Source organism: uncultured Ferrimonas sp. (assembly GCF_947489035.1).
Classification (GTDB): domain Bacteria; phylum Pseudomonadota; class Gammaproteobacteria; order Enterobacterales; family Shewanellaceae; genus Ferrimonas.
The window spans coordinates 50568-63852 of the sequence record NZ_CANLCI010000002.1; the positions used below are offsets into that span (position 1 = coordinate 50568).

18 protein-coding genes are annotated in these 13285 nt (G+C 56.7%); 6 read left to right on the forward strand and 12 right to left on the reverse strand.

The window, feature by feature from the left end; genetic code table 11:
• Window positions 1-417, reverse strand: a complete 417-nt coding sequence (flgC, locus tag Q0796_RS01485; protein ID WP_298439536.1) for a flagellar basal body rod protein FlgC — start codon at window positions 415-417, stop codon at window positions 1-3.
• Between the two features lie 4 nt (window positions 418-421).
• Window positions 422-772 (reverse strand): flagellar basal body rod protein FlgB, encoded by a 351-nt coding sequence (gene flgB / locus Q0796_RS01490; protein WP_298439539.1) that lies wholly within the window; start codon window positions 770-772, stop codon window positions 422-424.
• Window positions 773-866: 94 nt separating this feature from the next.
• Between flgB and flgA the strand changes: the two genes are divergently transcribed.
• Complete coding sequence (gene flgA / locus Q0796_RS01495; protein ID WP_298439541.1) at window positions 867-1631, forward strand: flagellar basal body P-ring formation chaperone FlgA; 765 nt, start codon at window positions 867-869, stop codon at window positions 1629-1631.
• Window positions 1632-1788: 157 nt separating this feature from the next.
• On the opposite strand, the gene Q0796_RS01500 is transcribed toward flgA, so the two are convergent.
• From Q0796_RS01500 to fliD, 10 genes are all read right to left on the reverse strand, one after another.
• Window positions 1789-2097: a FliM/FliN family flagellar motor switch protein gene (locus tag Q0796_RS01500; RefSeq protein WP_298439543.1), complete on the reverse strand. Its 309-nt coding sequence runs from the start codon at window positions 2095-2097 to the stop codon at window positions 1789-1791.
• Window positions 2098-2115: 18 nt separating this feature from the next.
• Window positions 2116-2412 (reverse strand): hypothetical protein, encoded by a 297-nt coding sequence (locus Q0796_RS01505; RefSeq protein WP_298439545.1) that lies wholly within the window; start codon window positions 2410-2412, stop codon window positions 2116-2118.
• Between the two features lie 67 nt (window positions 2413-2479).
• A complete protein-coding gene (locus tag Q0796_RS01510) occupies window positions 2480-3436 on the reverse strand; it encodes a flagellar motor protein MotB (protein ID WP_298439547.1) in 957 nt (318 codons plus the stop codon).
• Window positions 3429-4301, reverse strand: coding sequence for a flagellar motor stator protein MotA (motA, locus tag Q0796_RS01515; protein WP_298439549.1), 873 nt, complete (start codon window positions 4299-4301; stop codon window positions 3429-3431). The genes Q0796_RS01510 and motA overlap by 8 nt, the downstream gene beginning before the upstream one ends.
• A gap of 13 nt (window positions 4302-4314) precedes the next feature.
• On the reverse strand, window positions 4315-5022 hold the full coding sequence (gene fliA, locus Q0796_RS01520; protein WP_298439551.1) for an RNA polymerase sigma factor FliA: 708 nt from the start codon (window positions 5020-5022) through the stop codon (window positions 4315-4317).
• An 8-nt stretch (window positions 5023-5030) separates the two neighbouring features.
• Entirely contained in the window at window positions 5031-5465 is a 435-nt protein-coding gene (locus Q0796_RS01525; RefSeq protein WP_298439553.1) for a flagellar basal body-associated FliL family protein, read from the reverse strand.
• A 6-nt stretch (window positions 5466-5471) separates the two neighbouring features.
• The gene (locus Q0796_RS01530) at window positions 5472-6782 is read right to left on the reverse strand and encodes a flagellar hook-length control protein FliK (RefSeq protein WP_298439555.1); all 1311 of its coding nucleotides are present in this window, start codon (window positions 6780-6782) and stop codon (window positions 5472-5474) included.
• On the reverse strand, window positions 6763-7068 hold the full coding sequence (locus Q0796_RS01535; RefSeq protein WP_298439557.1) for a hypothetical protein: 306 nt from the start codon (window positions 7066-7068) through the stop codon (window positions 6763-6765). Before Q0796_RS01535 ends, Q0796_RS01530 begins: the two co-directional genes overlap by 20 nt.
• A complete protein-coding gene (gene fliS / locus Q0796_RS01540; RefSeq protein ID WP_298439559.1) occupies window positions 7061-7441 on the reverse strand; it encodes a flagellar export chaperone FliS in 381 nt (126 codons plus the stop codon). Before fliS ends, Q0796_RS01535 begins: the two co-directional genes overlap by 8 nt.
• 11 nt (window positions 7442-7452) lie before the next feature.
• A complete protein-coding gene (gene fliD, locus Q0796_RS01545; protein WP_298439561.1) occupies window positions 7453-8832 on the reverse strand; it encodes a flagellar filament capping protein FliD in 1380 nt (459 codons plus the stop codon).
• Between the two features lie 453 nt (window positions 8833-9285).
• On the opposite strand from fliD, the gene Q0796_RS01550 reads away from it, so the two are divergent.
• The 5 genes from Q0796_RS01550 (at window position 9286) to Q0796_RS01570 (ending at window position 13269) form a co-directional block, all read left to right on the forward strand.
• Window positions 9286-10083: a flagellin gene (locus Q0796_RS01550; RefSeq protein ID WP_298439563.1), complete on the forward strand. Its 798-nt coding sequence runs from the start codon at window positions 9286-9288 to the stop codon at window positions 10081-10083.
• Between the two features lie 176 nt (window positions 10084-10259).
• The gene (locus tag Q0796_RS01555) at window positions 10260-11057 is read left to right on the forward strand and encodes a flagellin (protein WP_298439565.1); all 798 of its coding nucleotides are present in this window, start codon (window positions 10260-10262) and stop codon (window positions 11055-11057) included.
• Between the two features lie 426 nt (window positions 11058-11483).
• Window positions 11484-12302 carry a flagellin gene (locus Q0796_RS01560; RefSeq protein WP_298439568.1) on the forward strand — a complete coding sequence of 273 codons (819 nt, stop codon included), beginning with the start codon at window positions 11484-11486 and terminating at the stop codon, window positions 12300-12302.
• Between the two features lie 230 nt (window positions 12303-12532).
• Window positions 12533-12829 (forward strand): flagellar biosynthesis anti-sigma factor FlgM, encoded by a 297-nt coding sequence (flgM, locus tag Q0796_RS01565; RefSeq protein ID WP_298439570.1) that lies wholly within the window; start codon window positions 12533-12535, stop codon window positions 12827-12829.
• Complete coding sequence (locus Q0796_RS01570) at window positions 12826-13269, forward strand: flagellar protein FlgN (RefSeq protein WP_298439572.1); 444 nt, start codon at window positions 12826-12828, stop codon at window positions 13267-13269. Before flgM ends, Q0796_RS01570 begins: the two co-directional genes overlap by 4 nt.
• Window positions 13270-13285 lie beyond the last annotated feature (16 nt).

A 13285-nucleotide genomic window follows, 5' to 3' on the forward strand; every position in this document is an offset into this window, starting at 1 on the left:
TTATACCCCTAACTTCAGCAGCGTTTGCTGCATTGAGCGGGCGCGATTCATCACGTTAACGCTGGCTTCAAAGCTTTGGCTGGCGGCCATCATGTCGGCCATCTCCACCATGGTGTCGACGTTGGCATAGGCAACAAAGCCGTCGTCGTTGGCCAGTGGGTGATTGGGCTCGAAGCGCATGTCGGCCTCGCCTTTCACCGTCACCAAATCCTTAATCGCCACGCTGGCGGCCGGATTGGGGTTGCCGTTGTCCTGACGGTACACCGCTTGGAAAATCGGCTTAACCGCTTTGTAGGCTTGTTCTGGGCTGGCCGCGGCAGAGTCGGCGTTGGCCAGATTGCTGGCGATGGTGTTTAAGCGCAGGGTTTGCGCCCCCATCGAGGAACCAGCGATGTCGTAAATGTTGGCAAACGACATGGGGTTATTCTCCGGTTAGGGCCGACTTAATGCCGCCCAGTTTCATGTTAAGGAAGGTGATGCTGGTCTCGAAGTCCATGCCATTTTGGGCAAAACGAGCTTGCTCTTGATCCAGTTCGACGGTGTTGCGATCCGCCGACAACTGCGCCGGAATGCGAAACATCATCTGGTAACCAGCGCTGAGATCGCCGCCGTGTTCAAGCCGAGCTAATTCGGCTTTAAAATCCAGATCCCGGGCTTGATAGCCGGGGGTTTCCGCATTAGCGATATTGGCCGCCAGCACCTTGGTGCGCTCAACGCGCAGATCCAACGCTTGGGCGTGTAACGCCAATTCCGACTCCAGGTTGATTGCCATGGGCTCTCCGAGTACTTTTGTTGCCCTGAGTGCCGGTAAGCTTGCTACCGTTAACTCAGGCCGTTCCTATCTGACACCCCATAAAGCAAACCTCATGCCAACTAATTTACTTATTGATGATCAGCAACTTAACTGCAAATCGGTGCCAGCAACAGGAAGCCGCCCTTCCCTTTGGCTGCTGCTGCTGTGGCTGATTTCCCCCCTGGCTTCCGCTGCCACGGACGACCACAGCGCCAACGGCAGTCGCGTTTGGTTACAGCAACAATTTAGCCAGCAGCTGAGCCTGTGGCAGCGGCAACAGCCGGGAACCTGGGGGAAAACTCAGCTGCAGTTAGGCCAACAGACTCTGGCCGACTGCCACGGCACGTTGCAGCTGGCGCGGCCACTGCCCGCCAACCCGCTGGGGCCACAACGGCTGCAACTGCGCTGTTCTCAGCCCCAATGGAGTCAGCGTTTGCGGGTTGAGTTTCGAGCACAGGCGCGGGTGTGGTTGGCCAAGAGCGAGATCCAGCGCGAGCAGATCATCAGCCCCGCGCAACTGCAGAGCCAATGGCGCTGGTTAACCGGCCGTGATAACAATTTGGTGTTAGCGCAGCAGCAGATTGTTGGCCAGCGCAGCCTGCGCCGGATCAAAGCCAACACGCCGATAAAAAGCGCCTACTTGGCGGCACCGTGGTGGGTCAGCAAGGGGCAAGAAGTGGTGATCCGCGCCGAGCGCGATGGCTTTGCCGCCAGCAGCAAAGGCGTGGCGCTGGGCTCCGCCAATGCTGGCCAAACCGTTAAGATCCGCAACAGCCGCAGCGGCAAGGTGATCAGCGCCTACGTGATCGAAAAAGGGGTGGTGCAAACTCGGTTTTAACGGTGGGCTGATTCGCCGTGATGACGATGATGATCGCCGTGATGACGCGGCGACAAGGATAACGGCAGCAAGGAAGCAAACCGAGGCAACAAAAAGCCGCAAGCGAATGGCTTGCGGCTAAGTGAGTACAACTTGGTGGTGCGCTGGCAGCTTGGGGCTACTGCTGGGCAAACACTTCGATTAAACGCACACCGTAGCGCCCTTCTACGTCGACCACTTCGCCGCGCCCCAACAGTTGGCCATTCACTTTGATGTCGATGGGATCGCCAACTCGGGCATTCAGCTGCACCACATCGCCGTGGCCTAAGCGGCTGAGCTCGGCCAAGGTCATCTCGGTGCTGCACACCTCTAAGGTGACGTCCACCGGCAGAGTTTGAAAAAAGCCTTGGCCGATAGGCGCCGCCGTGGCCGCCAGTGGCGCTGCCACGTCGTCGATGTCGTTGATGATTAAGTTGTCGTTACCCATGATAAACCTGTCTTAAACTCACCCGAATAGCGGGCTGTCCACGTAAATGAATCGGTATTGGATCAATAAGATGGTCAGCACCGCTGCCACCAATATTGGCACTCGTATGTAATTGTCGCCTCGGCGTCGGGCGCGGATCACCACCAGCTTGGCCAGCAGCAGAAACAGCCCGAACATCATAACTGCAAACAGCAGTTCGGCACCGAAGCTGAGGCCACCGGCCATCAGCCCCCAACTGGCACCCGCAGCGTAGCTGCACAGCACCAGCAGTAAAAACAGTTTTTGTAGCCCATCTGGCCGTCGTAATCGTTGCATCTGCCTCTCCTGCGGAACTTTAGGGGGTTAGCATGCTAAGGCGACCCGTTGCGGCGGCAACTTAATGTTACTGGTACAGCTGCCGCGCTCGATTTTGCTGAGCCTGCTGCACCGCACTGTTGCTTAACTGCCCCAGCGCCCGCTGACTGCTGATCACCCGTTCACTGCCTTTGTCGTTCAACATAAACAGTTCCACTCGACGGTTGGCGATGGTGTCGGGTTTGTTTGGATCCAGTGCAATGGTGTCGGCAAAACCGGCAACGTGTAAGAAACGATCCGCGGGGATCCCGCCTAGCTCTAACGCCCGCCGCGCCTCTAACGCGCGGTTGCTGGATAATACCCAGTTGCCATTGGCGTTGCTGAACTTGGCGCTGTCGGTGTGACCAGACACTAACAATCGTTGCCGATAGGGCTGCAACAGCGTGGCCAGACTTAACAGCAGATCTTGAAAGAACGGCTCCATGTCGGCGCTGCCAAGGCGAAACATCAGCTGTTCGACGTTGTCGCTCAGCACAATGCGTAAGCCATCTGGCCGCGCTTCAAAACGGATGTGCTTGGCCACTTGTTCTTCGCCAAACTGCTGCTCCAAGCTTTGCTGGATCACCTGCATCTGCTGCAGATTGGATTCCACGTCGTTTTGCGCTTGGCGATCTTGGATCCCCTGCGCTGGGGTTGAATTCGGCCGCCCGCGGGTGCTGCCGGTGATCAAGGCGCCGGTGTCGGTGCTGCCTTTGCCGCCAGAGATCCCTTCGCCATCGCGCTTGGTGCCGCCAATGGCACCAAAATCGATGATCGAACTGTTGGGGGTGGTGAACATGTTTTCATCTTCCATCGGAATGCCAGAGCGGATGTTAAACACCACCGCTTCGCGCTCCTCTTGACTGGACGCTTCCAAGATCCACAGCAACATAAAGAACGCCATCAGCGCCACCATCATATCGGCAAAGGCCACCTTCCAGCCGCCGCCGTGGGGCTTATGGCGGCCGTGCTTTTTGTTGATGATGATCAGCGACTGATTATTCATTGTTTGGTTTCTCTTCCAATTGAGTTAACCAGCGTTCCACCTCAATAAAGCTGGGCCGGTTCTCTTGTTGGATCTGGCGGCGACCCGCGTCAATGGCCAACATGGGCGGCTTGTTTTTGGCAAAATAGGCGATCATTTTTGCCAACGCCTTCAAGCGGGTGGTGCGCATAAACACCATGTGTTCAAGCGCCGTTGACAGCGGGTGCATCAGCGCATAGCACAGATACACGCCGATAAAGGTGCCCACCAAGGCGCCGGCCACTTTGATGCCGATCATGGTCAGGGCGCCATCGAGGTACCCCATGGCGATGATGATCCCCATCACGGCCGCCATGATGCCGAAGCCCGGCATCGATTCGCCGATCTTGAACAGGCTTTCCGATGGCCGCAGCAGATCCGCTTCTTGGCGTTCGATCTCCTCCTCCATCAGATGCGCCAGATCGTGGGCGGCGATTTTGGCCATCGATTGGATCCGCAGGTTATCGGCCAGAAAGCGGATCACCTCTGGCTGCTTCATTACCGCTGGGTATTGCTGAAATAGCGCACTTTCGGCGGGGTTATCCACGTGTTCGTCCAGCACCTTCCAGCCTTTTTGGCGCAGCTGGTTGAACATGACGTAGCAAAGGCAAAACAGTTGCTGATAAAACTGTGGATCCTCTTGTTCTTTGCGCCACAGGGCGCCCAGCTGGCTCAGCAGCTCTTTCAATACGGGCAGCGGCACGCTCAGTAACATCGCAAACACGCCGGCACCGCCGATGATGATCACTTCTCCGGGCTGCCACAGGCTGGCCAAATGGCCACCAGCAAAAACAAATCCGCCGAAAACCGACAGGTTGAGCAGAATAAAAAACAACAACTTAAACACGGCGAAAGGTCCTTTAAACCGCTTGGCGGTCGAGTTCGAGTACCGCTTGGCGCAAGGCGGTTACGGCGGCTTTATGCAATTGACACACTCGGGCTTCAGTTACCTTCAGCACCAAAGCGATCTCTTTAAGGTTCAGATCATGGTGGTAATAGAGCGACAGCAGCACCTGCTGCCGTTGTTGCAGTCGGCTTAGCCCTCGTTTTAATAGATCGCGCAGATCGCTTTGGTCGTCACTGGGGATGGCCGGTTCTTGGTGTTGCAGCAGATCGTCCAAGCTGTGCATCGCATCGGCGTGGGCATCCAAGCTGCGCTGGCGCAACGCTTCGATGCTGATGTTAAGAAACTGCGCCAACTCCGGATCCCGCGGCACTCGCCCCAGTTGGCGCGTAAGCTGCCGCTGGGCATCGTTGTATTCGTGGGCGGCTTGCCGCGTTTGACGGCTGCGCCAATCCAAGCGACGCAGTTCGTCCAGCATCGCTCCGCGAATGCGCTTAGACGCCACCGCAGCGAAATTGGTGTCGACATCGCCGGGGTAACGGCGAATGCTTTCCAACAGCGCCATCAGCCCCAGCTGTTCCAAGTCTTCCAGCGCCAACACGCCATTGCAGTGGCTGCGTAGTTGGCTGGCGATGCGCTTCACCAACGGCAGGTATTGGCTTAGCACTGCCTGTTCGTTTTGCGGCGCAGCGCGGCTGGCGTAACGATGAGACTGGGCAAACATAGACGCTCCTACTGCACCACTAACTTGGTAACCAACACCTGATCAATGATCAGCGCGAAGCCATTGGCGGCCAGTTGCTGTTCAAACGCCAGTTCCAGCTCGTCTTGGTGAGCCACAAGAAAACTGGAGTCGATCAGTTGATCCAGCGGCTTCTGCCCCATAACGCCGATGGTGGCGTTGCGGATCACCGGCGCGTAGCTGTCGATCTGTTTTTCGGTGTCGTCGTCGTACTCGCTCACTTTCAGCGAGAACTCCAGCAGCAGGTAACGATCGCTGGGCAGCGACAAGACGATCTTTTCGATGCGGTAAAACTTGGGCGGCAGCTCTGGCTCAACCACCGGCTCGGCGTTGTCGGCGTTACTTTGCGCCACCCAGGCGTAGCCACCGGCGGCGGCGCCGGTCAGTAACAGAGCCACAATTAAGGCGATGATTTTTTTATTCATAATTGTTTAGGCTCGCTCATCTAAATCGAGGGAAAGATCGCGGTTCGCCGCCGTTGTAGCTCCCCTATCGGGGCTGGCATCGGCCTCGTTCGGACCGCTGATGCTGGCGACGGCGGGATCGTCGTTATGGCGCTGGCTGTGTTGCTGTGGTTGCCGATCGCTGACGCTGATCTCAACCTCGCCATTGAAGTGCTGGCTTAAATCAAACCGTAAGCGGTCTAACTGTTGCGCTAACGCCTCTTTTACCAGCGGCTGCGCGGCCAATAAGTGCACCTGCATGCGGCCGCCATCAAGGCGCACGTTAAGATCAATCTTACCCAGCTCCGGCGGATCCAACCGCAGTTCCGCGCCGCGGTACTTTTGCTCAATCTGAAATTTCAGCTGTGCCGCCAGCGATTGCTGCAATTCGTTGCCCATGGCCGCGGTTTGGGTTGGCAACGACAGCGGCCCCCAGCTGGGTTTGGCCGCTGGGGCGGGTGGCAACAGCGCTGGGTGGTCGGCGCTGCGGGGGGCGCTGGCACTGCCATCGAGGTGGGTCAACGCATTCAGCCCGTCGCCCCCCAGCCGCTGGCTTAACAAGCCCCGCGCGGTGGTGGCGGTTGGTGCTGAGTTTGCCGCCACCAAGGTCGCCGTTGGGCTAACCCCATCCGTGGCCGCTAAGGCCGCCGCCGTTGAGCGCGGCGTGGCGGTGATGGTTGATGCCGCGGCGGTGGTCATTGCAGCCGTAACGGGCACGGCGCCCGCTGGGGTTACTGACGGCGCCAGAGGCGCGACCGGGGCTGCGATTGTTGCTGAAACCGAACCCGGCGCTGCTGTCACAACGGCCATTGTCGCGGTTGAAGCCAAAGTCGCGCTGTTGTTGGCCTGGGTGGCCAGTAGGGCTGGCGGTGCCGTGGCGGCAGTGGCCGTCGCCGCAACAGCTTGGGCGGCGGTTGTGGCCGAGAATGCGCCCGCTAACATGGCGGCGCCGGGCTGTTCCGGTGCCAAGGGAGCATTCGCCGCCGACGCGGAGCCCACGGCGGCGCTGGCCATCAAAGCCGTGAGCGACCGCTCCGGCTCGATCGCCACGGCAAGCTCAAGTGCAGGTTCACGCTCTGCCTCTCGCGTTGCCTCTGCCGATTCTGGCGTCAGCGGCGGTTGCGGGTTATCGCCCAACTCGAACGAAGCCGGCTGCTCGGCCGGTTCGGCTTCAGCAGACGCAAGCGAACGGCCGTGCAGTGGCCGATAGCCGTCCGTTGTCAGCGACTCGGTGGTGGCGGGCGCGATGCCACTGGCGCCGCGTGTGGCGCCCGATTGATTAATAGAAGCGATGTTCACGTTGATGCATTAACTCGGTTTGGTGATAAGCCCGCAGCCCATGTTGCTGTTGCTGCTGCTGTTGAAGCTGTTGTTGCAGCTCAATATTGTGCTGTTGCATGCGGATCATCGCGCGCTGGTGGGCGGCGGCAACCAGATCGTAACTGCTGTCTTCCCCCCGCTGTTTGGGGCCATGCAGCTTTAACAACGGCGCTAATTTGCGATCCACCATCGCCAAGCGAGCCCACTCTTTGGCAACGCTGTGGCGCTCTAACGCATCGGCAAAACGCAACCAAATGTCAGTCAAAACTCTGCCATCCCTGATGAATGTTGCTGATCACCTCGCTCACGGAATTGAGCATTACGGTGTCGTTGTTGATGCTGGCGTTCAGCAGCTGGCGATGGCTGAAGTCGTACAGTTGGTGCAAGTTCGCCGCCAGTTCGCCGCCGTTCTCCATGTCCAGCATCGCGTCCATGCCCATGATGATGTTCAGGCACTTCTCTACCGATTTGGCTTTGGCTTCAAAGCGACGGGCGTCAATGTGCCCGGCCACTTTCCCCAGTTCATCCAAGCAGCCTTCCAGCAGCATCCGCACCAATTCGTGTTGGTTGGCCGAGGCCGCACGGGCATCAACCGAACTTTGCTGATAAGCGGCGAATGGGTCTTGATTGGTAAACATTAACGTTGTCCTTAAGCCGTTGGGGCGTAAAACAGTTGCGAGGTAGACAGCAGCTGCATCTGGTACTGTTCGGCCGCAGCAAAGCGGTCGACGTACATGCTGTATTTCTGCTTCATGCGGTAATCAAAGGACTCCATGTCGTCTTCCAGAGTGCGCTGCTCCTGTTTGACCGAGTCCTGTTTCATGTCCAAGTAACCTTGGGTTTTGGTGAAGGGATCTAAGGTGGCGTCGATTTTGTCGATGTAGCCGCCAGTGCCGCTGAACATCTCCTCCACCGCTTTGGCGTTGTTGCTTAAGGCGGCATCTAATTTGTCGTCGTCCACACTGAGCTTGCCACTGCGTTCCATTTCGATGCCGATGTCCGACAGCGCCATGCCGTTATCGGCGGCATCAAACACCATCTCACGCAGGTTCATCCGTAACCGCCGGATCGAAGAATCGCCCTTTAAGATCCCAATCTCATCGGCGCCAACCTCTTTCGGTTTGTCGTCGTCCTCATCGTCGCTGTCGCTGTCATCGTCGTCGTCATCGTCGGTGCTGCTGTCGTCATCGTCTTCAACCGTCATCGCTTGCGTGAGCTCATCAATCTGCTTCATCAAGTTGTTGTAGTTTTCAACAAAATCTTCCACCTGATCCTTGGTAGAATCGGTATCGGCTTCGACCTTCAGGGTGTCGGTGCCAACCTGCTTGAGATCCAAGCTGATGCCATCAATCACGTTTTCTACGTGGTTCGAGCTGCTGCTAATGGCCACCCCATTGATGCTGAACTGCGCGTCTTGCGCCGCCGCGAGTTGGTTAAAAGCAAAACCGGCATCGTTCTGCACGATGTTGATCTGGTTGGCGACGCCACTGTCGTTAGCCGACAGCATCAGCTCAACGCTGCCATCGCCTTTGCGGATCAACGCGGCGGTGGCACCGGGGTTATCATTGGCGTCGTTGATGTGGCTCACCAGATCGCTCACGGTGGCGGTGCCACTGGCGTTCAGCAGCGCAAAATCAACGGTCATGCTTTGGCCATCAACGTCAAATTCCAGCAAACCACTGGCGGGCAAGATGGCGTCTTCACTGGCAAAGGCTGCGCTGATCTTGTGGGATTGCGCCAGCTGGGTTACCGCCAGATCGTAATTGCCCGCGGGGGCACTGTTGCCAATGGTTACATCAGCAAAACTGTCGCTGCTGAAGCTGCCTTTAAAGGCGTCAAAGCCCTCTTTCCCCAGCTCCGACAACTGTTTTTGCATCTTTTCCAGCGACGATTCCAACAGATCGTAAGCGTCCGAACGCGAATCTAAGCCGCTTTCGCGGTTGCTGTAGATGGTGTCTTGGGCGGCGCGTTCAGCAGCGATGATCTGCTGCGCCATAGACGCCGAGTTACCAGTAGGCATGCCAGGCATAATTTTCCTCTCGAAGATCGCAATGGGGTGCTAAGCCCAATCACGGCAATGTCGCTAACAGCCACAAAGCAATAATCAGGCCAACAACCTAAAAAACATTAACTACTGATGTGGCAAGGCGTCCAAGGGAGGGAAGAACTTAAATCGAATGACAAAGCGGAAGCGGTTTTTCCTGTTGCCGCTACCGCGGAAGTCGTCACTACCGGCGTTTGCCAAGGCGGTTTCTGGCAAACCGCTGGGCGGCTGTGCTGAATGGATGGCCTCATGACTCCCTGTCATGATTCGGGCAGCGTTCACTGCAGGGCGTCGCCGTTCGCAATGGCCAAAGGCTAACTTGCTGATAAAAATCACCAAGCTCAAAAAAGCAGCAATTCATTTAAGAAAAATGCAGTCGCCACCGCCTTGAATGAGTGAACCCAGGGCAAACGCCCGCACTGATAAAGAGGACTTATCATGCTTACTGTTCATACCAACTACGCCTCGTTAGTGGGCCAAAACTCACTCAGCCGCGCTAACAGTTCGATGACCACCGCCATGGAACGCTTATCCACTGGTTTTCGTATCAACGGTGCCTCAGACGATGCGGCGGGGCTGCAAATCGCGTCACGCTTACAAGCGGATTCAGTGGCACTGAATCAAGGGATCCGTAATGTGAATGATGGCGTGGCGATGCTGGAAACCGCCGATGGCGCGTTATCGGAAGTGGAGTCGATTGGCATGCGCATGACCGAACTCGCCACCCAACACAACAACGCCACCCTGTCCGCCGATGATCAAGCCGCAGTGAAAACCGAATTCGATGCCCTGGCAACGGAAATCACCGACATCATGACCAAGACCGAATTTGCAGGGCAAAAGCTGTTGGAAGGGGGCAAGTTAGGTGCCGCCGTCGTCATTGATGCTGGGGTTGGCCGCACCGTAAGCATTGATGCCAGCGCCAATCTCACCCAATTAGCAACCGATTATGCCGCGCTGGATGTGGCCGATGTGGGCACCGTAGACACCATGTTGAAAAGCCTGGGTGACACCCGAGCCGACATCGGTGCTGGGGTCAACCGCCTGCAGCACACTGGCAACAACAACGCCAACATCGATGAGGGGACTCAGCAGGCATTAAGTGGCATCAAAGACGCTGACTTTGCCATTGAATCTTCCAACATGACCAAAAATCAGATGCTGGTACAGGCGGGCACCAACGTGCTGTCACGTGCCAACCAAAACACCAGCTTGGTGATGAGTCTGTTGGGCTAACTGGCTGGGCGCCGTTAGGGGGGCAACCTCTAACGGCGTCACCATACACAGGTAAATCTTTGTTTTTATTAGCCTTTACGTTTTAATCAAAAAAACATTAAGTTTTTTCAGTGGGTTGCCGCCTTGCTTGAGTGAACCCCGAGGGCACACTGCCCAAGACGTTAGAGGATAATAATATGCTTTCTGTTCACACTAACTACGCATCACTGGTAGGCCAAAACTCCCTCAACCGCGCCAACGGCGACATGACCACCGCGATGGAACGTTTGTCTACCGGTTTTCGCATCAACGGCGCCTCTGACGACGCCGCTGGCCTGCAGATCGCGTCGCGCTTAGAAGCGGATTCCGTTGCCCTAAACCAAGGCATGCGTAACGTAAACGACGGCGTTGCGATGCTGGAAACCGCCGACGGTGCCCTGTCTGAAGTGGAATCCATGGGCATGCGCATGACCGAGCTGGCGACCCAGTACGGAAACGGCACCCTGTCTGCTGACGATCAAAAGGCCGTGAAGACCGAGTTCGACGCGCTGAAAACCGAAATCACCGACATCATGACCAAAACTGAATTTGCCGGTGAAAAACTGCTGGAAGGCGGTAAATTGGATGCCGCCATCAAAATTGATGCTGGCGTAGGCCGTACCGTGTCGGTGGATGCCACCACCAACATGACCGCCCTGAAAACCGCTTACGGCGCGCTGGATGTAGCCGACGTAACCAAAGTCGACGACATGCTCAAAACCTTGGGGCAAACCCGCGCCGATCTTGGTGCTGGGGTGAACCGCCTGCAGCACACCGCCAACAACAACGCCAACATTGATGAAGGCACCCAGCAAGCCCTGGGCACCATCAAAGACGCTGATTTTGCGGTGGAATCCTCCAACATGACCAAAAACCAGATGCTGGTACAGGCGGGCACCAACGTGCTGTCTCGCGCCAACCAGAACACCTCTTTGGTGATGAGCCTGCTGGGTTAATCCCCACCGGAGCCAAGCTGATCCGCTGTCGCGGCGATGACTTAGTCATCGCCGCTTTTTTATGTCGTTATCAGCGTCAATTCAGGGGGAGCTTAGGCTGGAGGGCTTAGATTTAAGGGCTTGGGTTTAAGGGCTTAGATTGAGAGCTTAGAGTGAGAGCTGACCGCGACACCCCGCGTCATGCCATGTCAGGTCACGGCATAGCCCTGCCCACAGCTGCCACTGGGGCACCGCCGCTCAAGCTAAAGCCAATCTTTTGCTAGACACGGTCAACATTCAGCCGCAAACGCATAAAAATACAACTCATGCTGTTAACCGGCTAATTCATAGAAAAAATTTTCAAATAAACATTAAGTTATTGCCCGCAACGGTCGTCCTGTCCAGATACGACTCTTGAGCAGCCCGCTCAATTTACTGGAGAGCCCAATGCTATCGGTACACACTAACTACGCCTCTTTGGTAGGCCAAAACTCCCTTAACCGCGCCAACGGCGACATGACCACCGCCATGGAGCGTTTGTCCACTGGCTTTCGCATCAACGGCGCCTCTGACGACGCCGCCGGTTTGCAGATCGCCTCTCGCTTAGAAGCGGATTCCGTTGCCCTGAATCAAGGCATGCGTAACGTCAACGACGGCGTTGCGATGCTGGAAACCGCCGATGGCGCCCTGTCGGAAGTGGAATCTATTGGCATGCGCATGACCGAGCTGGCGACCCAATACGGGAACGGCACCCTGTCTGCTGACGACAAAACTGCCGTAGAAACTGAGTTTAATGCACTGAAAGCTGAAGTCGGCGACATCATGACCAAAACCGAATTCGCCGGAGAAAAGCTGTTAGAAGGCGGTAAAGTTGGCAGCGGCGCTATCACTATTGATGCCGGTGTAGGCCGCGACGTATCCGTCAACGCAAAGGTCAATATGGATAAACTGATTGCTAGTTACGGTGCCCTAGATATCACCACTGTTGCCCCCGGAGGCCCGGAAAAATTGGTTGATGGTATGCTGGCAGACTTAGGTAATACCCGTGCAGACCTCGGCGCTGGCGTTAACCGCCTGCAGCACACCGCCAGTAACAACGCCAACATTGATGAAGGCACCCAGCAAGCTCTGGGCACCATCAAAGACGCTGATTTTGCGGTGGAATCCTCCAACATGACCAAAAACCAGATGCTGGTACAAGCGGGCACCAACGTGCTGTCTCGCGCCAACCAGAACACCTCTTTGGTGATGAGCCTGCTGGGCTAAACCGCCACTGAATTCAGTGCCGTTGCTGATCCACCGCCGCCCATGGCGGCGGTGGGTCACAACTACGGCCGCCAATCCGTCGATTTTTGCCATTTATTTAAAATTGGGGCTTAAGTTTCCGTACACTCACGCCGCCTTAGCTCAATAAGCCGCGACGACTTTTGCTAAACACACTGACTCAGCGTCGTTAGCAAAATCGTCACCCACCGCCGCCTAAACAGGATTGACGCATGAAAATTCCAGCCCATGACACCCAAGTGACCATGCCTAACCGCACGTCGCATGCCACCAAACAAGCGCCACACACCGCAGCGCCACAGCAAACTGCCCCAGAGCAAACCCAAGGCAGCGCCATCTCTAATGACTTTATGCAACTGGAACAAGCCGCCACCGAGCTCAGCCAATTGCCTGAAGTGAATTTGGATAAGGTGGCGGCGTTACGCCAAGCGCTGGAGAGCGGCAATTTCGAGCTGGATCTCGACGCCATCAGCGAGGGCCTGCTTGAACAGCACGGCCAACAACGATGAGCCGCGCCGATACCCTGCGTACCCTGGCTGAATCGATCCAGCAGGATCTGCTGACCTACCCCAAGCTGTTGGCGCAACTGCAAAAGCAACAGCAGTTGATGTTGGAACGGGACATCGATTCGCTCAGCGAGCTGAACCAGCGCCTAGAGCAGGTCTACGCCAGCTTGCAAGCCCGCGCCGCCCAACGGCAGCAGTGGTTGAATGAGCTGGGCTTCAGCAGCAACGCCGATGGGTTTTACGATCTGCTGGCGCGGCTGCCCAGCGGCAGCAGCGCCAAATTGAAGCAAAGTTACCAACGCCTGAAACAACTGATGCACGCCTGCCAACGCCAAAACGACCGCAACGGTCAGTTGTTGGTAAAACAGCAGCAGTTACTCAACCGCTTGCTCAACCCGCACCAACAACAACAGCAACTGCAGGATTACGGCAGCCAACGCTAACCCTCCTATTGGGGAT

Bases quoted from the DNA above. Each gene is read 5' to 3' on its own strand.
- flgC (WP_298439536.1), bottom strand. From the start codon at position 417: ATGTCGTTTGCCAACATTTACGACATCGCTGGTTCCTCGATGGGGGCG.
- flgB (WP_298439539.1), bottom strand. From the start codon at position 772: ATGGCAATCAACCTGGAGTCGGAATTGGCGTTACACGCCCAAGCGTTG.
- flgA (WP_298439541.1), top strand. From the start codon at position 867: ATGCCAACTAATTTACTTATTGATGATCAGCAACTTAACTGCAAATCG.
- Q0796_RS01500 (WP_298439543.1), bottom strand. From the start codon at position 2,097: ATGGGTAACGACAACTTAATCATCAACGACATCGACGACGTGGCAGCG.
- Q0796_RS01505 (WP_298439545.1), bottom strand. From the start codon at position 2,412: ATGCAACGATTACGACGGCCAGATGGGCTACAAAAACTGTTTTTACTG.
- Q0796_RS01510 (WP_298439547.1), bottom strand. From the start codon at position 3,436: ATGAATAATCAGTCGCTGATCATCATCAACAAAAAGCACGGCCGCCAT.
- fliA (WP_298439551.1), bottom strand. From the start codon at position 5,022: ATGTTTGCCCAGTCTCATCGTTACGCCAGCCGCGCTGCGCCGCAAAAC.
- Q0796_RS01525 (WP_298439553.1), bottom strand. From the start codon at position 5,465: ATGAATAAAAAAATCATCGCCTTAATTGTGGCTCTGTTACTGACCGGC.
- fliS (WP_298439559.1), bottom strand. From the start codon at position 7,441: ATGTTTACCAATCAAGACCCATTCGCCGCTTATCAGCAAAGTTCGGTT.
- fliD (WP_298439561.1), bottom strand. From the start codon at position 8,832: ATGCCTGGCATGCCTACTGGTAACTCGGCGTCTATGGCGCAGCAGATC.
- Q0796_RS01550 (WP_298439563.1), top strand. From the start codon at position 9,286: ATGCTTACTGTTCATACCAACTACGCCTCGTTAGTGGGCCAAAACTCA.
- Q0796_RS01555 (WP_298439565.1), top strand. From the start codon at position 10,260: ATGCTTTCTGTTCACACTAACTACGCATCACTGGTAGGCCAAAACTCC.
- Q0796_RS01560 (WP_298439568.1), top strand. From the start codon at position 11,484: ATGCTATCGGTACACACTAACTACGCCTCTTTGGTAGGCCAAAACTCC.
- flgM (WP_298439570.1), top strand. From the start codon at position 12,533: ATGAAAATTCCAGCCCATGACACCCAAGTGACCATGCCTAACCGCACG.
- Q0796_RS01570 (WP_298439572.1), top strand. From the start codon at position 12,826: ATGAGCCGCGCCGATACCCTGCGTACCCTGGCTGAATCGATCCAGCAG.